The 22,221-nt window shown below is 43.1% G+C and carries 22 protein-coding genes; 17 read left to right on the top strand and 5 right to left on the bottom strand.

The genetic code is table 11. The features are described 5' to 3' along the window. Positions 1-7: 7 nt before the first annotated feature. The 3 genes from ID47_RS00210 to ID47_RS00220 all read right to left on the bottom strand — a co-directional run bounded on the left by ID47_RS00210 (position 8) and on the right by ID47_RS00220 (position 4,567). Positions 8-679, bottom strand: a complete 672-nt coding sequence (locus ID47_RS00210; RefSeq protein WP_038462661.1) for an LON peptidase substrate-binding domain-containing protein — start codon at positions 677-679, stop codon at positions 8-10. Positions 680-887: 208 nt separating this feature from the next. Continuing rightward, positions 888-4,274 carry a transcription-repair coupling factor gene (gene mfd / locus ID47_RS00215; RefSeq protein WP_038462663.1) on the bottom strand — a complete coding sequence of 1,129 codons (3,387 nt, stop codon included), beginning with the start codon at positions 4,272-4,274 and terminating at the stop codon, positions 888-890. Positions 4,275-4,312: 38 nt separating this feature from the next. Next, positions 4,313-4,567: a succinate dehydrogenase assembly factor 2 gene (locus ID47_RS00220; RefSeq protein WP_038462665.1), complete on the bottom strand. Its 255-nt coding sequence runs from the start codon at positions 4,565-4,567 to the stop codon at positions 4,313-4,315. A gap of 71 nt (positions 4,568-4,638) precedes the next feature. Here ID47_RS00220 and ID47_RS00225 point away from each other — a divergent pair, with 71 nt between their 5' ends. The 6 genes from ID47_RS00225 to ID47_RS00255 all read left to right on the top strand — a co-directional run bounded on the left by ID47_RS00225 (position 4,639) and on the right by ID47_RS00255 (position 12,343). Beyond that, the gene (locus ID47_RS00225) at positions 4,639-6,171 is read left to right on the top strand and encodes a S1C family serine protease (protein WP_038462667.1); all 1,533 of its coding nucleotides are present in this window, start codon (positions 4,639-4,641) and stop codon (positions 6,169-6,171) included. Between the two features lie 71 nt (positions 6,172-6,242). After that, positions 6,243-7,121 carry a UTP--glucose-1-phosphate uridylyltransferase gene (locus ID47_RS00230; protein ID WP_084675801.1) on the top strand — a complete coding sequence of 293 codons (879 nt, stop codon included), beginning with the start codon at positions 6,243-6,245 and terminating at the stop codon, positions 7,119-7,121. A gap of 30 nt (positions 7,122-7,151) precedes the next feature. Further along, a complete protein-coding gene (locus tag ID47_RS00235; protein WP_038462672.1) occupies positions 7,152-8,525 on the top strand; it encodes a phosphomannomutase/phosphoglucomutase in 1,374 nt (457 codons plus the stop codon). A gap of 562 nt (positions 8,526-9,087) precedes the next feature. Beyond that, entirely contained in the window at positions 9,088-10,497 is a 1,410-nt protein-coding gene (locus ID47_RS00245) for a hypothetical protein (RefSeq protein ID WP_038462677.1), read from the top strand. A gap of 56 nt (positions 10,498-10,553) precedes the next feature. Then, positions 10,554-11,240: a hypothetical protein gene (locus tag ID47_RS00250; protein WP_038462679.1), complete on the top strand. Its 687-nt coding sequence runs from the start codon at positions 10,554-10,556 to the stop codon at positions 11,238-11,240. A gap of 50 nt (positions 11,241-11,290) precedes the next feature. Further along, complete coding sequence (locus tag ID47_RS00255) at positions 11,291-12,343, top strand: hypothetical protein (RefSeq protein WP_038462680.1); 1,053 nt, start codon at positions 11,291-11,293, stop codon at positions 12,341-12,343. Positions 12,344-12,404: 61 nt separating this feature from the next. On the opposite strand, the gene lpxC is transcribed toward ID47_RS00255, so the two are convergent. After that, a complete protein-coding gene (gene lpxC / locus ID47_RS00260; RefSeq protein ID WP_051908281.1) occupies positions 12,405-13,364 on the bottom strand; it encodes a UDP-3-O-acyl-N-acetylglucosamine deacetylase in 960 nt (319 codons plus the stop codon). A gap of 229 nt (positions 13,365-13,593) precedes the next feature. On the opposite strand from lpxC, the gene ID47_RS00265 reads away from it, so the two are divergent. Continuing rightward, positions 13,594-14,814 (top strand): MFS transporter, encoded by a 1,221-nt coding sequence (locus ID47_RS00265; RefSeq protein ID WP_051908284.1) that lies wholly within the window; start codon positions 13,594-13,596, stop codon positions 14,812-14,814. A 45-nt stretch (positions 14,815-14,859) separates the two neighbouring features. On the opposite strand, the gene ID47_RS00270 is transcribed toward ID47_RS00265, so the two are convergent. Then, positions 14,860-15,882, bottom strand: coding sequence for a polyprenyl synthetase family protein (locus ID47_RS00270; RefSeq protein ID WP_232223241.1), 1,023 nt, complete (start codon positions 15,880-15,882; stop codon positions 14,860-14,862). Positions 15,883-15,938: 56 nt separating this feature from the next. On the opposite strand from ID47_RS00270, the gene ID47_RS00275 reads away from it, so the two are divergent. The 10 genes from ID47_RS00275 to ID47_RS00320 all read left to right on the top strand — a co-directional run bounded on the left by ID47_RS00275 (position 15,939) and on the right by ID47_RS00320 (position 22,187). Continuing rightward, positions 15,939-16,697 (top strand): tRNA1(Val) (adenine(37)-N6)-methyltransferase, encoded by a 759-nt coding sequence (locus tag ID47_RS00275; protein WP_051908876.1) that lies wholly within the window; start codon positions 15,939-15,941, stop codon positions 16,695-16,697. A gap of 46 nt (positions 16,698-16,743) precedes the next feature. After that, the gene (locus ID47_RS00280; RefSeq protein ID WP_038462682.1) at positions 16,744-16,950 is read left to right on the top strand and encodes a DUF4172 domain-containing protein; all 207 of its coding nucleotides are present in this window, start codon (positions 16,744-16,746) and stop codon (positions 16,948-16,950) included. Positions 16,951-16,969: 19 nt separating this feature from the next. Beyond that, complete coding sequence (locus ID47_RS00285; RefSeq protein ID WP_198022301.1) at positions 16,970-17,326, top strand: Fic family protein; 357 nt, start codon at positions 16,970-16,972, stop codon at positions 17,324-17,326. Positions 17,327-17,384: 58 nt separating this feature from the next. Continuing rightward, entirely contained in the window at positions 17,385-17,579 is a 195-nt protein-coding gene (locus tag ID47_RS00290; RefSeq protein WP_038462684.1) for a twin transmembrane helix small protein, read from the top strand. 109 nt (positions 17,580-17,688) lie between these two features. Further along, complete coding sequence (locus tag ID47_RS00295) at positions 17,689-18,732, top strand: alpha/beta hydrolase (protein ID WP_038462686.1); 1,044 nt, start codon at positions 17,689-17,691, stop codon at positions 18,730-18,732. A gap of 101 nt (positions 18,733-18,833) precedes the next feature. After that, entirely contained in the window at positions 18,834-19,388 is a 555-nt protein-coding gene (locus ID47_RS00300) for a cob(I)yrinic acid a,c-diamide adenosyltransferase (RefSeq protein WP_038462688.1), read from the top strand. A gap of 24 nt (positions 19,389-19,412) precedes the next feature. After that, complete coding sequence (locus ID47_RS00305) at positions 19,413-20,153, top strand: electron transfer flavoprotein subunit beta/FixA family protein (RefSeq protein WP_038462690.1); 741 nt, start codon at positions 19,413-19,415, stop codon at positions 20,151-20,153. Then, a complete protein-coding gene (locus ID47_RS00310; RefSeq protein WP_038462692.1) occupies positions 20,154-21,086 on the top strand; it encodes an electron transfer flavoprotein subunit alpha/FixB family protein in 933 nt (310 codons plus the stop codon). A 7-nt stretch (positions 21,087-21,093) separates the two neighbouring features. Further along, positions 21,094-21,963: a 3-hydroxybutyryl-CoA dehydrogenase gene (locus ID47_RS00315; RefSeq protein WP_038462694.1), complete on the top strand. Its 870-nt coding sequence runs from the start codon at positions 21,094-21,096 to the stop codon at positions 21,961-21,963. Then, entirely contained in the window at positions 21,948-22,187 is a 240-nt protein-coding gene (locus ID47_RS00320; protein ID WP_038462696.1) for an exodeoxyribonuclease VII small subunit, read from the top strand. Before ID47_RS00315 ends, ID47_RS00320 begins: the two co-directional genes overlap by 16 nt. Positions 22,188-22,221 lie beyond the last annotated feature (34 nt).

Below are 22,221 nucleotides of genomic sequence, written 5' to 3' on the forward strand. Positions count from 1 at the left end.
TTACTCCTTAGTGGTAAGTTGTGTTTTCTGTATTGCCTCCCAAGGCAGCCATTTCGATCAAGAGAGTGATCATTTGGGATTGCTCTTGGATAGATTCTGTTTCTAATAAAGCTTGCTTTTCGGAGGGTGGCAAAGGACAGGCCATGGACAACGCTGTCAGCAGCTTATGATTGGATGTTTGATTGATTTCTTCCCAATTAGGAGCAATATCCAGGCGGTCAAAATAAGGTTTTAAAGCCCGAAGCAACCGCGGTCGATCCATGTGAAAATCTACTTCATCGATCAAATCACTACTATAAGCCGTATAATCAACTGTGGCTATCGGATAGCCTTCCTTACTTTCTGCTTGATCGACAAGGCGAAAACGCATGACCCCTTCTAATTCAGCCACCAGCTTGTTTTCTTCATGCTCAACAACATCAACAATTTTCGCTAAACACCCTGTTTCAAACAATCCAAAGCGGTCAAGGTCTGTGGGGCCTCGCATGCTGGCGCTGGGTTGAATCAGCCCTAAAAGCTTGTTGCTGGTCATGCAATCGCTAATCATGGCCAAATGAGCCGCATCAAAAACAGGCAACGGTAAGTTGGCTTTTGGTAATAGAATAGCCCCTCGCACCATAAACAATGGGATTTGGCGGGGTAAGTCATCAATAGAAGTGAGGTTAATCCAGTTTTTCATTTTTTAAAATCTTAGATATCTTCTGATAACCAAAAGATGGACATTCTTAAGCGAAAGCGCAAGAGTTAATTTTAAAATTATTATAGCTAAAGCTGTCTTGTCGCCGATTATTTTATCTTTAGAGTATAAATCTCTTAAGAGAATTAAGAAAAATGGTTATTAATACAATGAGTCTTCGGGCAGCAAGTGACAGAGAAAAATACGGCTTTTATCCAGCCAGCTTGGCAAGATTAGCGCATATAATGCGGACCGATCTTGCACGCTTGGCTGGGGAATCCCATTCTCGTATAAAGACAATTTTTTGATCGGGACGTAATTTTGCTTTGACCTTTGGATCTTGGATATATGTCATCAGATTGGCGGGATTAGGAAATTTATTATCTTTTAACGAAATAACAATTCCTTTGGGACCCACATCAACTTTTTCAATATGTGCCTGGCGGCAATAGCTTTTAACTTCAATAATTTCCAACAGGTTTTGAACTTCGGAAGGCAGGCGACCAAAGCGATCAACCATTTCGGCAGCAAAGGTATCAATTTCTTCCCGTGATTTCAAATTAGCCACCCGGCGATAGAGATTTAAGCGCAAATTAAGATCACTCACATAGGTTTCAGGAATCATCACCGAAGTTCCTAGATTGATCTGTGGGGACCATTCTTCTTCCGTCGGGGTGCCCATTTCTTGTTCAATCCGAACTTGCATGATGGCTTCTTGAAGTAAATGTTGATACAGCTCTACTCCCACTTCTCGAATATGACCTGATTGTTCTTCACCTACCAGGTTCCCGGTCCCTCGGATGTCTAAGTCATGGCTTGCCAATGTAAAGCCAGCTCCTAGTTTATCAAGAGTTTGCATGATTTCTAGGCGTTTGAGCGACGTATCGGAAATGGGTTTATCACCCGGCATTGTCAAATAGGCATAGCCCTGGGCTTTTGACCGCCCAACACGACCCCGAAGTTGATAAAGTTGCGCCAACCCAAATAAGTCGGCACGGTGAATCACAAGGGTATTTGCATTAGGAATATCAATGCCAGATTCTACGATGTTGGTTGATAAGAGCAAATCATATTGGCGATCGTAAAAGGCAGTCATCACGTCTTCTAGCTGTCCTGCTGACAACTGTCCATGGGCCACTATAATCTTTATTTCCGGGATCAGTTTGGTTAATTGTTCTTGCAAGGCACTAAGATCTTCTAACCGGGGGGAGACATAGAAAATTTGACCTCCCCGATAATATTCGCGCAAAATTGCCTCGCGAATGACGAGGCCGTCATAGGGAGTTACAAATGTCCGGACGGCTAACCGATCAATGGGAGGTGTGGCAATTAAACTCATTTGACGCACACCGGTCAAAGCCAGTTGGAGCGTTCGGGGGATGGGGGTGGCTGTCAAGGTTAAGACATGGACATCTTTTTGCAGACTCTTTAGTTTTTCCTTTTGCTTAACACCAAAGTGTTGTTCTTCATCAATGATCACCAATCCCAAGTCGGTAAACTTTGTTTTCTCAGAAAAGAGGGCGTGGGTGGCCACAATAATATCAATCTGGCCATCGGCTAAATCGCGGCGTATCCTTTCGGCAGCCTTAACAGAAACGAACCGAGATAATTGTTCTACCCTGTACCCTGAATCCTTAAAGCGATTAGAGAACGTTTGAAAATGTTGACGACATAGCAAAGTGGTCGGTGCAATAATCGCGACTTGCTTGCCGCTGGCTACGGCGACAAAAGCAGATCGTAAGGCAACCTCAGTTTTACCAAAGCCCACATCGCCGCAAATTAAACGATCCATGGGATGACCTGAGGCCATATCGTCTAAAGTTTCTGCGATGGCGCGCAATTGATCATCCGTTTCCACATAAGGAAAGCCTGCGCAAAATTGTTCAAAATCTTGGGGGTTGCTTTGTAAGATAGGGGCCTCATGGAGGGATCGTTCGGCAGCAAGCTTGATCAGATAATCAGCGACCTCGCGAATGCGCTTTTTCACCCGTGCTTTACGGTTTTGCCAAGCGGATGACCCTAATTTGTCTAGCTGCACTAAACTATCGGCATCACCATATTTGCTAACGGCATCAATATTTTCAACAGGTAAGAATAATTTATCGCCACCGTGATAGACTAAAGCTAAACAGTCGTGGAGAGCGCCATCCACCTCAACCGGCAATAACCCCTCATAACGTCCCACGCCGTGATCACGGTGCACAATTAAATCGCCCGTAGAAAGCTGCGACGTTTCCAGTAATAATTTTTCAGTTTTACGCTGTTTGCTGGGTTGGCGAATAATCCGCTCACCTAACAAATCAGCTTCGGTAATGACTAATAAGTGGGGGGTGGTAAAACCATGGTCGAGCGGATAGACCAAAGTTGTGTAAGGAGAGGTATGATCAGGCCAGTGGTTGACAGGTTGAAAGGCTCTGATACCGGCATCTTCAAGCATATGCATCAAACGATCCCGCGATCCTTCACTACTGCAGGCCAGAATGATCTGCTTATCTTTTTCTTGATGCACGGTTTCTTTTAAGGACTGGAGAGCTTGATGCGTTGGGGTTCCCGCTGCTAAGCTTAAGCCGCGTCGACAGTGGAAATCGAGTTGATGTTCCTGACTAAAGGGAGTAACAAGGTTGCCCTTATTTTGAATATCTCTCCACTCGGCCAAAGTGAGATAGCCCTCTTCTGGCTTAAGGGGATTGTAAGGTGGGGAAGAATCTCCCGGCAGTTTAGCCAACCGATTGTGATAATAATCATGAATCAGCTCAAGCCGAGTCCGAATTGCATCATCTGTTTGATGATCATAGAAAATTTGGGCTGTGGGAACAAACTCTAAAAGTCCCAGCATCTGGTCAAAAAATAAAGGCAACCAATGTTCCATGCCGGCGTAACGTCGACCTTCCGAAATTGCTTCATAGAGAGGCGTGATAATATGGCCAAAGCGTTCACGGTAGTTTTGTCGGAATCGCGTAATCTGCTCATCCGTTAAAGCAAGATCGTGACTGGGAGTTAAATCGACCTGATTCACGGGAGCAATTGTTGTTTGATTTAATGCATCAAACCGCCGAATTTTTTCAATGTGATCCCCAAAAAAATCCAACCGTACCGGTTCTTCTAGACCAACAGGAAAAATATCAAGGATGTCGCCTCGGACAGCAAACTCTCCAGATTCGCGTACTGTCTCTACGCGTAAATACCCCCCCTGGCTTAAGCTTTCAATCAGCTTAAGCATTGAGACATCTTGTTCAATCCTTAAAACAAGACTACGGTTTGTTAAGGCAGAGATGGGTGGTACGCGTTGAAGCAAACTTTGGGCTGATAGGACGACAATAGCGGCTTGTCGGGCTGCCAGCGCTGATAGGACTTGCATGCGTTGCGTCAAAACATCTTGGCTGGGACCGATACGATCATAAGGCAGGCAATCCCATGCGGGTAAATAATAAACAGTGTCTTGAGGCAGGACAACTTTAATTTGTTCGGCTAATTGTACGGCGCGGTCTTCCGTCGGAACAATATATAAGATTGGATATGGAGTCTTGGCCCGAACAATCTCTCGAAGGACGAGGGGCTCAAAACCAACGGCGATACCTGAATAGATTTTTCCTACCATACTTTAAACAAACATGCTTTCTAAACTTGGGGTTAACCCTAGCTCTCTTGATCATGAAACGCAAGTATTTCAACAATTAAGGCATGATAATGTGTTGGAATTGTTGTCTGCCCCACACACCATGCTAGAATGTCTGCATCTTGTTCTTCTAAAAGCTGTTGAAATAACAAAAGAGATTGGTCGTCCATGGTTGAAAGATGTGCTGAGGCAAACTTTCCCAGCAGAACATCTGTTTCTTTCATGCCGCGATGGTTGGCATTATAAATTAATTTCTTAAAGTGAATATTTTCCATTTTTACCCTTCCTTAAGTATAATGATCTATGTTGTGCTACAGAACAAGCAAATCCATGGAGACGTAATTTGATGTCTAAACTACCCCTTCACACCTTAGCTTTAAGTTTATTAATAGGTTCTGCTTTGGCTATCCAACATCCAACGATGCCAGCGCCTCTGTCTCAAACGCCGGACATGGGGATGGTGCCTGTAGAAGATTCTAATTTGGATCAGGGAAAAGGTAAAAAAAAGATCCTGGATTTGGTGCGCAAAGGGGTTGTGATTATTGATGTAAAAACTTATGCCAATGTTGAGGCGAATGAAAGAGTATCTTGGGCGGGAAGTGGTTTTATTGTTGATAAAGAAAAAGGGATTATTGCCACCAACAAACATGTTGCCGGCGATATGACTGTCAGTACCTACACTGTTAAATTTGCTGATGGAACCTCTGTTGAGGCCCATCATTTACCGATGGCCACCCTTGGCGATTACGCCTTTTTAAAGGTTGATCCTGCCCAATTGCCAAAAACAGCGATTGCTTTAGAATTTGCCAAAGACCCCATCATGGTCAACCAAACGATCTATTCTATGGGGAACTCGGCGCGGGATGAATTTTCTACATTTAAGGGAACGGTTTATAGTATTTATGAAAATTTAGGTCCTTATGGGGAACAGTCCTTTAGCTTTTCGGGCCTAACCGTCGGGGGGGCGAGTGGTTCGCCCATTTTTGATGACAACGGTAAGGTTGTGGGTATTGTGTATGGTGGTAAATTTACCTCTGGCTCAGGTTTGCCGGCTAGCTATTTAATTGATGCTCTTCAGGCCATTAAAGAGGACAAAAAACCCCAAATATGGAGTACAGGTGTTATTCCTGGCTATGGCATTATTTCTGATTATGAAAAAGCAGGTATTCTTCCCAAAGAAGCGACTGACAAATACAAAGAAAAATTCCCTGAATCCCACAATAAAGTGGCTATCATCCAAGGGACTGTTAAAGGAAGTGCTGCTAGTAATATGTTAGAAGCAGGAGATTTAATTTGGTCTCTTAACGGTGAGCTTGTCGGTCCTAATCTTTATCAGTTTGAAAAAAATATTAATGATGCAAACGGCAAAGAAGTTAAAGTTGAGGTTTACCGCAATGGCAAATTGATGGAAGCGAAATTAACGCCTTATGCTCTTAGCTCTAGCCCTTATGAGCGCTTTATTTCCTTTAGTGATGTAACTTGGTTTGGCAATAATGAATTCGTTAAATTCTTGTTTGGTGAAAAAGAGTCTGGCGTTTTTATTCTAGGAATGGGTCAAACATCACCGTTTAAAGTGCTAACTAAAGGTGAGCAATTTCCATTCTTTATGGGGGCTCGGCTTTTTGCCATTCGGGAATTGAATGATAAACCCATTAAATCTCTTGAGGATTTAGAAAAGGTTATTCCAGAATTGGCTAAAAAGAAAACATTTTCGGTAAGGTATATTGACTATAGTGGCTCTATGGGTCTTGGCAATTTCGCAAGTATGGATCGGCAAGAGCGGATGGCGATCATCACCTATGCTGGAAAGTTTGATTCTCCAAAACTCTATACCTTTAATGAAAAGACGCTGGAATGGGATTCAAAGGATCTTGAGTAAAATTTGACTGGTGGTCTAAATAGCTTTATCTTATCCTAAGCTTACGAAATGTTGTTTAGAAAGAGATTGCTATGAAAATCAAAACGGCTGTGTTCCCGGTGGCAGGGCTGGGGACCCGGTTTTTGCCTGCAACCAAGGCAATCCCAAAAGAAATGCTGATTGTGGGGGATAGACCCCTCATTCAGCATGCCGTTGAAGAAGCAAAGGCTGCTGGTATTGAACGTTTCATTTTTGTAACATCTCAAGGGAAGACGGCGATTGAGGATCACTTTGATACCAATCAGCTGTTGGAAAGAACGTTGGCAGAACGCGATAAGAAAAAGGAACTCGAAAAGGTTCAGTCTTTGCAGTTAGCCCCCGGTGATGCTATTTTTATTCGCCAGCAACAGCCCCTTGGCCTTGGTCATGCCGTCTGGTGTGTGCGTAACCTTGTCGGGAATGAGCCGTTTGCTCTTCTCTTAGCCGATGATATAATCATGGGGGCTGCTCCCTGTACAGCTCAAATGATTGATGCCTATACCAAGTATGGCCGGGGTAACTATACAGCTGTCATGGATGTAGAACCGGACCATGTTTCCCGTTATGGTATTTTAGATATTGCTGAGGATGATGGCTTTCTTGTGAAGGCTAGGCATGTGGTCGAAAAACCAAAACCGAGTGAAAGTCCGTCTCGGACAGCGATTGTTGGTCGCTATATCCTTGATCCGATGACCTTTGATAAAATTAATATTCATAAATTTGGGGTTAGTAAAGAAATTCAGCTAACAGATGCATTTCGACCGATGATTGATGAAGGGGTTCCTTTTTATGGGGTACGATTCGCGGGACAACGGTATGATTGTGGTACAAAAGAAGGATGGCTCGAAGCCAATGTTGTCAATGCTTACCATAGTGATGATATGCAGGAACACTTACTCAAGACGCTTAAAACATTAAGAATTAAAGATTAATAAATCTGCGACCGACGGGGGGCGAAGGCCGTGACTCAGCATCAATTTAATACGCATATTCTGCGTGAATATGATATTCGGGGAACCATTAACAAAAACTTAAGTTCCGCTGATGCTCTAGAGCTTGGGCGACGCTTTGGCACGTGGGTCAAACAGCAAGGGGAAAAATTTGTCTGTTTAGGACGGGATGGGCGTCTTTCTTCGCCGGATCTGCACGCGCACTTAACCCAAGGATTAATCGAGGCGGGCATTACGATCTTAGATATTGGGGTGGGACCAACTCCGATGCTCTATTTTTCAACCAAGATAACCCCAGCTTTTGCGGGCATTATGATTACGGGATCTCACAATCCGAAAGATGATAATGGCTTTAAAATCACCTTAAAGGAAATACCTTTTTTCGGTGAGAAGATTCGGGGATTAGCGACTCAGCCTTTTATTAAGTCGGATCAGCCCGGTGAGGTAGAGCATATTGATGTACGGTCGAGTTACATTGATCGAGTTTTAATGGATTACGAGGCTCCTAACAAGCGGTTAAAACTTGCCTGGGATCCTGGTAATGGAGCGGCTGGTGAAATTATTGAGTTTCTAACACAGCACATTGAGGCGGATCATATTGTCATTAATGCGACAATTGATGGGGCGTTTCCCAATCACCATCCGGATCCCTCGGTTGACAAAAACCTTGAGCAGCTTCGGGCGGTTATCGCCGAGCATAACTGTGATGCAGGTATCGCTTTTGATGGTGATGCAGATCGCTTAGGGATTTTGGATCAACACGGGCGTGCTTTTATGGGGGACCATCTCTTGATGGTTTTTGCGGCTGATGTTTTGAAGAAGATGCCGGGTGCCAAAATTATTGGCGATGTGAAGACAAGCCAGGCCTTCTATGAGATGGTCCCTGCTTTGGGAGGACAAGCTCTTATGTGCCGCACTGGCCATTCGTTTATTAAAGTTATGGCACATGAAGAAAAGGCAGCGCTAGCGGGGGAAGTCAGTGGTCATCTGTTTTTTGCTGATAAATATTATGGCTATGATGATGCTATTTACGCGGCTATTCGCTTTATCAATATTTTACAAGCATCTGATCAAACCTGTGCTGACATTTATGATAGCCTGCCCCACTATTATTCAACCCCAGAATTGCGCATTGAGTGCCCGGATGAGCTCAAATTTAAGGTCATCGATAAGATGAAAGCTGATTTTAAGGCCCAAGGTTTAGTTTTCTCCGACATAGATGGGCTACGTTATGAGGATGATCATGGGTGGTGGTTAATTCGAGCATCCAATACACAGCCTGCCCTTGTGGGTCGGTGTGAATCAAAGACCCATGCGGGCTTAGAGGCTCTAAAGCAACATTTGAGTCTCAATCTAAGAAAGTTTTATGATCAGGCAGAATTTTAAAAAGGAAAGTAACTAGTCCTTTTTGCTTTTATTGCATTTGTCTTGGCAATCCCTTTTGTAACGCAGACAATCCATTTCTTCAGACAGACTGTCGCTATTCTTTTTGCAAATTATAAAGCGAGCTTCACAATCCATACAACAGCTTATATCTTTTTCAACCGGGCATACATTAGCGGTAATTGCCATGACCAGAGTTGGAATGAACATGGTGATTCTCCTATCTTATAGCATAAAATAAACTTTAAACTTATAAAGTCCAGGATTATTTTATTCCGATGTTTATTTACTTGCTAAAAATAATAAGAGTTTTCTAAAGGTAAAGTCCGGGCAGTGTTCCAACATGCGGCAAGAGATTTTGTTCTTTATAAGTAATAATATTACAAAAAAATCATAAAAACTTCAGTTAGATAACTAAAAAATTAATTTTATGCCAAAAAAGTTGCTTACAATTTATTTTAAAACTGTTTAGAATTTATTTTAAGATTGATTTAAGCCTTTGCAAATAATTAAGGTTTATTTTCGTATTCTATACGTATGTGCTTGAAATTGAAGGAGTTTAAATATGAAAAAATCACAGATCAAGATTTCTGCATCTCACTTATCGAAAGCAGTATTAATTGCCGCCTCTTTGTCATGTTTCGGGTTTTCTGGTGCGCTTAGTGCGGCTGAACACACTGCCATTCAGAAACCGACTATAACAATTGCAGAAGCACTTCATGAGAATCTAAGACAGCAAGCCTTAACTACTAGTGATTTAGAATACAAGAAAATTCAAATAACAACTTTTAAAAAGGATGATGCAGATGAGTGGATCATTAATGAAAGATCTAAGCATAACATAGGGCACCAACAAAATTTGATCAAAGCATCCTTAAAAAAAAGAGGAGAGAGGTTTTCTCAGATAAATGTTGCTCAAGCAGCAGCACGGACGCTGTCTAAAGATTTTCTCCCTCTCATAGCTGACCTTGCCTATATTTCTTTTAATCATATTTTTTCTTTTGCACAGAAAGGAAATATATCGCTAGATAGTTTAATATGTGCGGAAGAAACATGGCTATTAAAGGCGCTCATTGATTATGGGATGGTATCACAGGCGTATGTATTCCTCTCTTCCGCTAAGGCTGCAGACCATGATGCTATAATTTTAAATAAGACTGTGGTTTTGACAGATTCTTTAACTAATGAAAAAAAAGTTGTAGAGGATGCTCGGGATCTCGCAAAAGAAACCTTTGCAAAAGAGAAAGTAGGGCTGGAAGAAGAGAGGCAACTTAGTCTAAAGGATAAAGAAGAAGCAAAAGGGGAGGACTTAAAACAATCCCACCAAAGAGTCATTGATAAGAAAGAGAAAGAATTAAAGCAGGTTGTATTAAAGGAAAATAAGTTAGAGTTAGATACGAAGGCTGCGTTAGAAATATTAGATAAAAAGTTTAAGGCAGATATTGATAAGCTAAAGAGTGCAAAAGAAGCGGATTTAAAAAAACTTCAAACTGGATATGACTCATTGTTTAGCGACTTTGGCTTTAAATGGGGAGGATCATGGACAAGGGGAGCACGTGAAAACATCAAAGAAATTTTTTATTTTGATGAATTACTTTCAACGCAGTATACGGATTTCTATTCTAAAGCAAGGGCCGATATGTTGAAATCCATATTCTCTTTAGTACAGTATGAAGATACCTCGGCTGTTGAGCTAAGATGTTTAACCCTCAAGGCTCTGCTTGGTTTAGATGACTCAACTTATGATAGTGTTTTGCAAAGTTTAATTGACCAAGAAAAGCAAAACAGAAAAGAGTTAGTGACGAAAGAAGCCACTTTTGCTGAAACCCTAACCATTGCTATCAACGAGGTTGTTTCGCCAACGCCATCCCATCCTGGCGGGGAGGAGGAGAAAACCCCAACGGCAGAACAATCTAAAATTGCAATGGAGGTTGTCTCGGGGTTTGACCCTTTAAAAAAAAAGAGTATGAACTAGAGGACGAAAATAATGAAGAGACGGATGCATCAGTTTCACCCTTAAGTGAAGTGAATATGCCTTCGTCCTCTTCTGCCAGCAAAGAATCTAGTGATGGAGAGGCGAATATCTCCCTATCGCTAGACCCCTTAAATATAGGGGCGTCATCGTTTCCTATCGTTATAAGCAGCGATTACGATGTAGGGGTATTCCCTCCGCATAATGGAAATTATTTCCCTCAGGCTAATTTTCCTGGAACAATCACTACCTCTGGAACACTCCCTCACTTTCGCTCTCTTTCTGATGGCGTCAGTGGGAGAGGTCCACTGTCCGCAGACAATATCTATATCCGCCACAGCGATAACGGCCACAACCTTATTCCCCCGACAGGGTTCTCCTACTCCCTTAGTCCGTCAAAGGAAGTATCGTGGCCTCAATTATCTGCAGGGGGGGCGACCTTTTCTATAGGCATACCGCATGTGGATAGCAACCTGGGGTCCAATCTAGAATCCGCTAAGGAGAAAAAAAAAATAAATCACGGAACCACCGCAAAAGGCGGAAATATAAAAGAGCACAAAATTTTGAAGGATAATGTTTCTGAAGCTGTACTTGAGCCGCAGAGAAGCAGGGAGGAAGTGCCATCCATGACCGAGCAAAGTCCTCAAAAGCTAAAAGAGCGTAATCTTTTGGATAAAACATTAACCGCCGCAAGTGCTGGTGCTGTTTTTCTTGCTTTCGGTATTGCGGTCTCTATGGGAAAATAAAAAACAAGAAAGGAGGGGCTTTCCCCTCCTTATTATAAAGGAGGGATTGAATGTTACAGCCGTATAAGAATAAAACCATCGCTTCCACAAGAAAAATTAGCAGTGGAATGATCGCCCTTTTAACAAACATACTATTTTTATTATCATCGGCGCAATCAATGGAGTATGTCGTAGCCCCTGTGATCGGAGCAACGATGAAGCCCTATGTGAACCAAGCTTTAGAGGCGGTTCAGGCATGGGTAGAAACATATCCTAAAACATTTGAGAACGAATTTAATGAAGCAGTTTGTGGGATTGACCGAGGTAAATTGCGGCAAATTATAACCACCTCCCTTAGTGAGTTTGACAAGCAGGTAGAACGATGCAAGAAAATAAAAGGCGGAAAGGGGCCAGTTAATTATAATATAGCTGTATTTGCTAATTTAGGGCAGGGTGCTTTAACCCATCTGCAAAAATATGAATTAGTCCTCATCATGTTAGACTTTATTGATCATAGTAAAACGCTGTTAGATGCTAAGTGGAAGGAGGCAGGCAAGGATCTCACCGAAACCTATGATCCTCGGTTTCTGGGAGAAACTCATGCTGAGCAATTTAGTATGTCCCAGCAGGAAACTACAATAAAAGCTCAGAAAATAATACATAGTTGGAAAATGAATCTCCTTGCGGCCTTACATGAGAAATATTTCTATAAATGTGAAGGAGGATGGTTAGATCGTGGCGCTAGAAGTTATGTAAGACATCATAAACGTGGAAACGATTGGGGTATAAAAGCTACTTTGCTAGGCACCGTATCTGTTCCAAAACGGTCGGATATCCTAAATCCTTTTTCTTTGGATGACGGAAGTTTAGAGGCAACTCTGGTTAGAGAATGTAATGCTGTGTATGACCCCACCGTGAAATTAATACGGGCGGGCTTAGAAACGCAGATTGGGCCGGATAAGCTTGATTATGTTGCTCGATTAAAAGACCTATTTAAAGTTTTATTTCCTAATGAAATACCGCAATCGACAGATGGCCTAAAAAAACCACAATTTTTGTTAGATTACATTGAATTTTTAAGACAACAACAAGCTGAAAAACAAAAAACTGAAGCAAACGAGTAAGGTGAAGAAGGGGGAACGGAGGGCAATCAGAGCCCTCTTAACTGTCTGGCATGATACCGTATTAGGCAATTCCCCAGTTTGAATGAAGTTGATCCTTCGGATCAACTAATTCCCAGGCAGATGGGTCGGCAAATAAAGCACGTAGCAATTGATTGTTGAGGCCATGGCCAGAGTTAATCCCATCAAAGTGGGCGAGCAGAACGCCGCCCGCTAAGGCTAAATCGCCAACGGCATCTAAAACTTTGTGGCGGACAAATTCATCATTGTGACGTAGGCCACCTTCATTCATGACACCGGCTTCGCCGATAACGATTGTGTTCTGTAAAGAGGCGCCTTTGGCCAAGCCAGCAGCTTGTAATTTTTGGGCGTCTTCGAAAAAGCCAAATGTGCGAGAATCTGCGAGGCATTCTACAAAGTCATCGCTATCTGGATAATAGGATAAAAAGCTCGTTTCCGCCATACGACCCGCAAAATTGAATTCCATACTGAAGCGACGCTCATCTGCTGGTAACAGGAAGGCTGTGCCTGTGCCATGGGAAACTTGGATGGGTTTTAAGACGCGAATAATCTTGAGAGGCGCATTTTGACGCTTAATACCGACGGCTTGGATCAGCGTTACAAAGTCTGCTGAACTTCCATCCATGATTGGCACTTCTGGTCCACCGACTTCAATGGCGGCATTATGAATGTGCATGCCGGCAAGGGCTGCAATAATGTGTTCAATTGTAGAAATACTCACCCCATGGGCATTCGTAATCTTAGTACACATGCTGGTATCCGTCACATTGCTCCAGATCGCCTCAATCCGATTATGGTGAGCAACGTCTGTGCGCACAAACACATATCCTGTATTGATGGCGGCAGGTTTGATAGCCATGCTGACAGATTCACCCGAATGAACGCCCACACCGATGCAACGAATGGTTTTCGCTAATGTTTGCTGACAAGATGCTATGCGATCTGTGGGCAAGGGTACATTTGACCAGACAGGTGTCGATGTTATAAGAGCAGTTCCAAGCATAATGTATATCTCTTTTAAAGATCCTCATTTATAACAATACGGCAAAACTTTCTTGAATAGGAAGCAGTGGTTTATTACGAAGTGTTACATTGGGGGAAGAGGTTGCTCTTTGCCTTTTGGCTTTTCCATCCGTGCGATAAAGGTGAATAGAGTTTATTTCAGTTTGTAGTTGTATAATTCTTTGTTACAGTTGGATACACTCATAAAACTATTTCGAGTATAACACTTCATGAGTTTCTTTTCTCTGTTCGAAATCCAAAATTTGGATAAAAAACAAGCCCGCCTCAGTTTATGGGGTGTTTCTTGGATGAGCTTTTTCTGGAGCACATCTTCCTTAATGGTATTTTCATTGCTACCCATCTTTATTACGGATGTGTTAGGGGCTTCCCGCGCTAAATTGGGGATTATTGAAGGCGTTGCTATCTCACTCGGCTTTTTTTCCAAGGTTTTTTCCGGTGTCATCAGTGATATTTTTCGCTTAAGGAAGCCGTTGATTGCTATCGGATCGGTAATGACAATTTTGCTGAAGTTCGTTTTTGCCGCGGCCACAAGTATTGGTTGGATTTTTGCGGCTCGCTCTATCGACCGTCTCTCAAAAGGAATCCGCTCAGCACCAACGGATGCTTTGATCGCAGACATTTCACAGAACTTGCACCGTGGTCAAAGCTATGGATTGCGGCAGGCCCTTTATACATCTGGCGCCGTGGTGGGCTCCCTTCTTGCCACACTTCTGGTTTATCTAAGTGATAATAACTATCGGCTTATTTTTACGCTAGCAGCAATTCCAGCTTTTATAGCGCTTGTAATCTTGCTGTCTCTTGTTAAACAACCGGTGATTAAAGATGATATTAAAAAGGATCATGCGGGATGGCAATTCGGTGACATAAAGTATTTGCCTGCTTCCTTCTGGTCATTGCTGGGTGTTGCATTTGTTTTAATGCTAGCACGCTTTAGTGAAGCCTTTATCAATATTCGGGCTAAGGATGTGGGATGGTCAATTCACTACTTGCCATTATTAAGTGTGGGTATGGAACTCGTTCATGCAGGTGTTGCCTATCCCATTGGACGGATGGCCACTCGCAATAATTTAAATTCCCTGTTGTTCAAAGGGATTGTAGTGTTAGTTATTACCAACATTGTGTTTATTACAACGCACTCGATTATCGGGGCAGGTATTGCAGCTATGTTGGCGGGCTTGCACATGGGAATGACGCAAGGATTGCTGTCAACCTTGGTTGCTGAATCCACCCCTGCAGAATTACGCGGCACGGCTTTTGCAATTTACTATTTTTCTTCGGGTATTGCTGTGTTGATCGGCAATATGCTGGCTGGATATTTATCTGATTTAATCGGATCCACAGGATGCTTTATGGGGGGCTTAATTTTTACAGCTTTAGCATCGGTTTTGTTATTCTTTAAGAATCAAGGCGGCGTAAGAAGGTTCCCCTAAGTGCAAAAAGGGGCTTAAAGTTCATCCCTTGATTTTTATGAAGCGTTATTTGTTTCTGGTGAGGCACTCTCTTAAGAGGCCATTAAGCAAGACTTTGAAGTCGCCCTGCTTATGGGTGAGGGGTTGGGATTGGCGCATAATGTCAGCTGCAAGCGCCAAGCTTTTCTCAAACCCCTTATGGCTTTCAATAAGATGGCGCATTCGATTTAAATCTTCTGCTGTTTGGTTAAGCTCTATCATGGTTTGATTTAAAAACTTTCGCTCTTCAACCGTGGCCATTTGATAGGCGTAAATTACGGGCAATGTTATCTTGCCTTCCCTAAAATCATCCCCCGGTACTTTGCCGCGGGCATCATTGGTTACCTGATAATCCAAAACATCATCAGTTATTTGGAAAATAAGACCAAGGTTGTAACCGTAATGGTAGAAATCTAAAGCATCTTGGTCGCTGGCACCGGCAACCAGCGCGCCGGTTTGGCAGGCCGCCCCAAATAACTCTGCGGTTTTTGCCCCCATAATTTGTAAGGACGCTTCGATGGAAAGGTCAAAGCTGTGACTTTCCACGAGCTGGCGTACTTCGCCGGCCGTAATGACTGCTGAAGTTTTTGATAAAATTTGTAAAACCCGAAGATCGCCGGTGGTCACCATCAATTCAAAGGCCTTGGCAAAAAGAAAGTCACCGACAAGGATGGCGGCCGTATTGCCCCAAACCGTGTGCGCGGTGGGAGTACCACGGCGGAGGTCGGATTCATCAATCACATCATCATGGAGCAAGGTTGCCGTGTGAATAAATTCAACGGCTGCGGCCAAAGCAATCGTTGAGGGAGAAATATGGCCATGAATGTGAGAGGCTAAAATCACAAGGGCAGGGCGCAGACGCTTGCCACCCGAATAAATAATATGCTTGGCAATTTGTTCAATTAAGGGAATATCACTTTTTAAATGATCGTCAATAAGGGCATCCACAAGGCGCATAGAATCAGCCACTAATGACGATAAATTCTCAAAGGCTGTTAAAGAATTTTCATGAACTGCTGCTAAAGCCATTGATGTTCGATGGAATCGCATGTAAATATTTATTAATTATAGTTGTAACGCCTCTAGCCCTGAATACAAAGCAGAAAATGCAATCACATCCCATAAAAAACCCAGAAATCACCGAAGACTACCTTCTTGGCGGTCGGATTCTTGTTCGTCAACCTGCTCACGGTTATCGTGTTGCAATTGACCCAATCTTCTTGGCGGCAAGCTTAGATGTACAAGAAAACGAAAGTGTTTTGGATGTGGGGGCTGGCGTTGGCGCAGCGTCCTTATGCCTTGCTTACCGTGTCCCTAGCTGTAAAATTGTTGGCTTGGAAATCCAGCGGCCCAATGTTCGGTTAGCGATGGAAAATATTGCTCTAAACAATATGCGGGGACGCGTTGAAGTTTTGGTAGGGGATCTGTTACAGCCACCCCCGCGTTTAGCGGGAGGAACTTTTGCCCATGTCATGGCCAATCCTCCGTATTTAGAGGATCACCGCGCCAGTGTTAGTGCGACAGATCATAAACAAATTTCCCATACCGAAGGGCATGTAAGTCTTATGCAATGGGCCAAGTTTGCCTTGCTGATGGCACGCCCCAAAGGAACAATTACCTTTATTTATCGAGCCGATCGCTTGCATGAGATTTTATCTTATTTCCATGGCAAATTAGGCGATATTACAATTTTTCCACTCTGGCCAGGTCCTGGCAAACCCGCTAAACGGGTCTTGATAAGAGGGCGGAAATCTTCCCACGGTCCGACTGTTTTGTCCCAAGGACTCACCTTGCATCATCCCGATGGACGCTATACCGAGGCGGCGGACAATATTTTACGCAATGGCGCCCCCCTTATCCTTTAAGAAGAGTTGAGCCGAATATATGTCATAATTGGCTCAGGGGTGGTGTATGCACTATAATTGGCAGCATCCGAATTGGCCAAATTTTGAGTATGATTTGTCCGGTATTCAGTCGGTATTGTATGATTATGCGCGTGAATCCAATGGAATTATGGCTGCATTGGATCAGTTTCCAGAAAATTACAGACTAGAAGCTTTGCTAGACCTGATGGTGAGTGAAGCTATCGGTGCCGTCAAACCAGATTATAAAAAATAAAAAAGCGTATTATCAGCATTTGGCGGAGGCAAGTCAGTATTCATTAAATATTACAAATTGGATTATATTTTTCTGCCATTTAATCCTTTCGGTTCAACTGGATACCAAAGATCTGGTTCAGTTTACGCTAAAAAAAGCTCGGTTTTGGACTCAATATTCTGATCTATTGTCACCGCGCCAGACTAAAGTTATCAAGCGATTATTTGAGGCGGGCAAGGAGGGATTTGTCGGTGGCATCAGTGCCAAGAAGTATATGATCATTGCTGATTGTTCCAAGGCTACAGCAACTCGGGATCTTGCTCTCTTAGTGGAACTGGGCTGCCTTTACCAATTAGAGGGGGGTGGCCGTAATACACGCTATGATTTAGCTATATAAGGTGGGCCGCGACAAAATGACGTGCTGTTAAAATACTAAAAACTGATAGAGTAAAAGCATGAATACGATCCTGACAATTTTACTGGTAATTGCTTTGATGGGCGTCATCGGCGTCCTTGGTTTTGGGCTTTATACCCTCTTGCGAGGGGGAGAAATTAGCCGTAAACATTCGAATACAGCCATGCGGTGGCGGGTTTTATTGCAAGGCATTGCTCTTTTAGTTTTTGCGATCATTCTTTGGCTTGGTCGCTAACCCTCCTATCAGCTTATTAGGCTGGTCTTTTAATTTTAATAATATTTGAACCAATTTTTCTTGAATGCTAAGGTTTTATAGATATCTATAAAGTTGTGAAAGGGTATTCATGTTTAATAAATCTATTTTTTTAAGTGCGATGCTGTGGGCATCTTTTGCCTTGGGGGGAGAAGAAGGAGAGCCAGCGAGTTCTTCTTCTTTCCTGACAATGTTAGGCTCTTCTTATATAGAATCCCTTAGGAATTTGCCAGAAAATACAATAGTGAAATCTTTCTATTGGACTGGTGGTGGTAAAGTTGTGGAAAAAGTTGCTATTCCTTTAAATGGACAAAATCCGCATTATAAGCCAATTGGATGGGATGCTTATAGTGAAAAAGTTGCAACTCATACCCTGGATGGCATACGGATAACAGGAAATTGGTTAGCAAGCGGGAATCTCGAAACTGTTATTATGTTCCATGGTAATGGGATGAACGCTGATGATTATGAACCCTGGGCAACCTGGTTTAATTGGCAAGGGTTTAATGCGTTGGCGTTAACAATCCAGGGGTATCCAGGTAGTGAGGGAACTTCTGAAAATTTACCCATGGCCTCGGCTTTGCTCGTGGAGGCAGCTTTTCGATTTGCTATGCACGAGAAAAATATTCCCTTAGAGAAAATTGCTGTATATGGGTTATCTCTCGGTGGTGCTTATGCAACTTATGCGGGTCGATATTTAGGAGTGCCAGTTATTTTACAGAATACTCTCACCACCATTGGTGATATGCCGCAGAATATTATTAGTAATTATTTTCCATCGATTGTAGGGCGAGCCATAGCTCGCTCAAATCTTGATTATCAACCCCCAATGCCAGAACTTGAGAGTTTGGGTATCTTTGCCGCGCGGGGAAGCGTGCCTCTTAATTCTTACAATAACATAGAAAACCTTAAAAATACCAACAGCCCTGTCATGATTTTGTTTGGTGAAAAAGATTGGTTAATGGGAAGGGAGAAGCGTGCCCAAGAATTGTATAAGGCGCGTTATGGCAAGACTGCAGAGATAGATCAAAATTTATTTGTTAAAATTTCTGATGGCGATCACTGTGATGTATTCTTGGGAAATATTAAAGCTGAAGCCCAAGTGAGAGAGTTTTTGCAGGCTCAACTAAGATAAAAAAGTGGCAAACGGGGTGTAAAAATGCAAACCATAGACTCTAGGGTAGGTTGAGAAGAAGAGGTTACTTGCTTTAATTGGGAAATTTAGGAGGAAATCAAATGGTTCAACTAACACGCATTTACACTCGAGGGGGAGATAAAGGTAAAGCATCGCTTGGCGATGGGACTCGAATTTATAAATCAGATTTACGGATGGAGGCAATTGGGAGTGTTGATGAAGCCAATGCTTCCCTAGGTTTGGTGATGCTGCATGCCGAAAGCGATATTGCCAAGATTCTCTTTCGCATTCAAAATGATTTATTTGATGTAGGGGCTGATCTGTGCATGTCGGATACTACTCAACCGGGTTTGCGGATTGTTGCCTCTCAGGTAACCTGGTTAGAGCATCAAATTGATCATTTTAATGAATCGTTAAGTCCTTTAAATTCTTTTGTCCTGCCCGGTGGTACGCAATTGGCGGCTTATCTGCATTTAGCACGGACAATTGTGCGCCGAGCAGAAAGAGTTATTGTTGCCTTATCCCTGCAAAGTCAGATAAATTTAGAAGTAGTAAGATATATCAATCGATTGTCAGACTTATTATTTGTTTTATCAAGGTATACAAATAATAAGGGATTGCAGGATGTGTTGTGGGTTCCAGGGGCAAACCGCTAAGCAGTTGATTAAGGAGGGGGATGTATGAAAGTTCTGGTCGCAGTTAAGCGCGTGGTGGATTATAATATAAAGATTCGCGTCAAATCTGACGGTTCTGGCGTTGAACTTAATAACGTCAAAATGTCGATTAATCCATTTGATGAAATCGCTGTTGAAGAAGCGGTGAAGCTAAAAGAAAAAGGGGTCGCCAGCGAAGTTGTTGTGTGCTCCATCGGAAGCAAGTCTTGCCAAGAGACCTTGCGCTTTGCCTTGGCCTTAGGGGTTGAACGTGCTATTCATATTGATGCGGAAGACTCGCCTGAACCCTTAGTCGTGGCTAAAATTCTGAAGAAAATTTGTGAAGAGGAGTCACCTAATTTAGTCATTCTGGGTAAGCAAGCCATTGATGATGATTGTAATCAGGTGGGGCAAATGCTATCGGCGCTCTTAGATTGGCCGCAAGGAACCTTTATTTCTGAATTGTCTATTGAGGGGGACAAAGCCAACATTACACGTGAAGTGGATGGGGGCTTAGAAAAAATTCAAATCAACTTACCTGCTATTATCACCACGGATCTTCGTCTTAATGTGCCCCGTTTTGCGGCCTTACCTAACATTATGAAGGCGAAAACGAAACCATTGGCGGTGGTTGAGGCGGGCTCATTGGGAATTGATACCGATCGCCGTTTAGAAGTTTTAAAAACCATGGAACCACCGATTCGTCAAGGAGGCACCAAAGTTGCCACTGTGGAAGACCTAATTGATCAAATTAAAAAGGTGATTTAAATGACGATTCTTATTCTTGCAGAACATGATGGAAGCGCGTTAAAGGCAGCAACATACAATACAGTGATGGCAGCGAGTCAAATAAGTGGGGAAATTCACGTGGCTATTTTGAGTAACGGCGCCGATTCTGTCGTTAAAGAAGCGGCATCCCTTAGGGGCGTTACAAAAGTGATCCATCTTAAAGGAAAAGCTTTGGAGTATCCACTGGCAGAACCGGCTAGTAAAGCTCTTATGACACTTGCCAAGTCTTACAGCCATATTTTGGCACCGGCATCCACTTATGGTAAAAATATTTTACCCCGTGTAGCGGCCTTACTGGATGTGATGCAAATTTCTGATGTCATTAAGGTGCATTCTACCGATACTTTTGATCGACCTATTTACGCTGGTAACGCTATTGTGACGGTGAAAAGTAAGGATCCGATTAAAGTTATTACGGTGCGTCCAACGGCGTTTGATAAAGCAGTAACAGATGGGTTGGCTGCTGTAGAGGTGGTTGATGTCACTGAGAGTCAAGATCAATCTAAATTTGTCTCTTTGGAGGCCTCTAAGTCTGACCGTCCTGAGTTGAGCTCAGCACGGATTGTTGTCTCCGGTGGACGGGCCTTGGCGAGCAAAGAAAACTTCAAGATTATTGAAGAATTGGCCGATACCCTTAAAGCGGCTATTGGAGCCTCTCGAGCTGCCGTTGATGCAGGGTATGTTCCGAATGATTATCAGGTCGGGCAAACGGGGAAAGTGGTCGCTCCAGAGCTTTATATTGCAGTGGGTATCTCGGGAGCAATTCAGCATTTGGCAGGAATGAAGGACAGTAAAACCATCATCGCTATCAATAAGGATGGAGATGCTCCCATCTTCCAAATCGCAGATTATGGGTTGGTTGGCGATTTGTTTGAGATCGTGCCCCAATTAACTAGTGCACTTAAGGGATAGCAATGTCATGATCCAACAGATTGTTGTGTTAGGTGGGGGACAGATGGGTAATGGAATTGCCCATGTCTGTGCTCAAGCTGGCTATGCCGTGACTGTGGTTGATATTTCTGAAAAACAGCGTGAACTGGCGCAAGCAACGATTACAAAGAATCTGGATCGTTCAGTTAGCAAAGGAAACTTGAGTGAAGCTGCAAAGAAAGAAACCCTGGCGCGTCTATCCTTTTGTGATGCTATTCCTCATAGGGATTTTGATCTGTTGATTGAAGCAGTCACGGAAAATGTTGTTCTTAAAACTAAACTGTTGGCCGATGCGTCGCATCGTCTTAAGAAAGAGGCTATCATTGCCAGCAACACTTCCTCTATTTCATTGACTCAATTGGCAGTGGCAACGGATCGACCTGAACAAGTTATTGGAATGCATTTTATGAATCCCGTGCCCCTTATGCAATTGGTTGAGGTTATCCGTTCGTTGACCACCAGTGAGGCAACATTTCAAGCCGTAGCTGAGGTTATTGAAAAAATCGGTAAGACAATGGTGGTGTCTCAGGACATGCCGGGCTTTATCGTCAATCGCATCTTAATGCCCATGATCAATGAGGCCATTTATTCGCTCTACGAAGGGATTGCCACGGCAGAGGATATTGATAGAGCGATGAAGTTGGGAACGAATCAACCGATGGGGCCGTTAGCGTTAGCAGACTTAATTGGGTTGGATACTTGCCTTGCGATTATGAGTGTGCTACATGAAGGATTCAGTGATAGTAAATATCGCCCTTGTCCATTGTTGCGTAACTATGTCAATGCGGGTTGGTTGGGCCGTAAAGCGGGCCGTGGTTTTTATCAATATGGTGGGTCAGTGTCATGTCAGAAAACTTAGCAAATTTATCGTTTGAGCAAGCTTTGCAGGAACTTGAAGCCTTAGTGCGTCGCCTCGAAGAAGGAAGATTGCCATTGGAAGAAGCCATTAGTGCTTATGAACGAGGGGTTGCTTTACGATCCCATTGTCATGCTAAACTACAGGCAGCAAAATTAAAGGTTGATCAAATTGTTCTAAAGGCGAATGGAGAATCGTCGCTTAAACCATTTGATTCGGCAGGCTGATCGAGGCGAGAGATAGCTTCTTAAACCAAAACTA

This window comes from Candidatus Paracaedibacter acanthamoebae (assembly GCF_000742835.1).
Lineage (GTDB): Bacteria > Pseudomonadota > Alphaproteobacteria > Paracaedibacterales > Paracaedibacteraceae > Paracaedibacter > Paracaedibacter acanthamoebae.

Coding starts and splice junctions, on each gene's coding strand:
- ID47_RS00310 (WP_038462692.1), top strand. CDS start 20,154: ATGACGATTCTTATTCTTGCAGAACATGATGGAAGCGCGTTAAAGGCA.
- ID47_RS00270 (WP_232223241.1), bottom strand. CDS start 15,882: ATGCGATTCCATCGAACATCAATGGCTTTAGCAGCAGTTCATGAAAAT.
- ID47_RS00290 (WP_038462684.1), top strand. CDS start 17,385: ATGAATACGATCCTGACAATTTTACTGGTAATTGCTTTGATGGGCGTC.
- ID47_RS00210 (WP_038462661.1), bottom strand. CDS start 679: ATGAAAAACTGGATTAACCTCACTTCTATTGATGACTTACCCCGCCAA.
- ID47_RS00275 (WP_051908876.1), top strand. CDS start 15,939: ATGCAATCACATCCCATAAAAAACCCAGAAATCACCGAAGACTACCTT.
- lpxC (WP_051908281.1), bottom strand. CDS start 13,364: ATGCTTGGAACTGCTCTTATAACATCGACACCTGTCTGGTCAAATGTA.
- ID47_RS00280 (WP_038462682.1), top strand. CDS start 16,744: ATGCACTATAATTGGCAGCATCCGAATTGGCCAAATTTTGAGTATGAT.
- ID47_RS00305 (WP_038462690.1), top strand. CDS start 19,413: ATGAAAGTTCTGGTCGCAGTTAAGCGCGTGGTGGATTATAATATAAAG.
- ID47_RS00230 (WP_084675801.1), top strand. CDS start 6,243: ATGAAAATCAAAACGGCTGTGTTCCCGGTGGCAGGGCTGGGGACCCGG.
- ID47_RS00225 (WP_038462667.1), top strand. CDS start 4,639: ATGTCTAAACTACCCCTTCACACCTTAGCTTTAAGTTTATTAATAGGT.
- ID47_RS00265 (WP_051908284.1), top strand. CDS start 13,594: ATGAGTTTCTTTTCTCTGTTCGAAATCCAAAATTTGGATAAAAAACAA.
- ID47_RS00220 (WP_038462665.1), bottom strand. CDS start 4,567: ATGGAAAATATTCACTTTAAGAAATTAATTTATAATGCCAACCATCGC.
- ID47_RS00255 (WP_038462680.1), top strand. CDS start 11,291: ATGTTACAGCCGTATAAGAATAAAACCATCGCTTCCACAAGAAAAATT.
- ID47_RS00320 (WP_038462696.1), top strand. CDS start 21,948: ATGTCAGAAAACTTAGCAAATTTATCGTTTGAGCAAGCTTTGCAGGAA.
- ID47_RS00315 (WP_038462694.1), top strand. CDS start 21,094: ATGATCCAACAGATTGTTGTGTTAGGTGGGGGACAGATGGGTAATGGA.
- ID47_RS00245 (WP_038462677.1), top strand. CDS start 9,088: ATGAAAAAATCACAGATCAAGATTTCTGCATCTCACTTATCGAAAGCA.
- ID47_RS00300 (WP_038462688.1), top strand. CDS start 18,834: ATGGTTCAACTAACACGCATTTACACTCGAGGGGGAGATAAAGGTAAA.
- mfd (WP_038462663.1), bottom strand. CDS start 4,274: ATGGTAGGAAAAATCTATTCAGGTATCGCCGTTGGTTTTGAGCCCCTC.
- ID47_RS00295 (WP_038462686.1), top strand. CDS start 17,689: ATGTTTAATAAATCTATTTTTTTAAGTGCGATGCTGTGGGCATCTTTT.
- ID47_RS00250 (WP_038462679.1), top strand. CDS start 10,554: ATGCCTTCGTCCTCTTCTGCCAGCAAAGAATCTAGTGATGGAGAGGCG.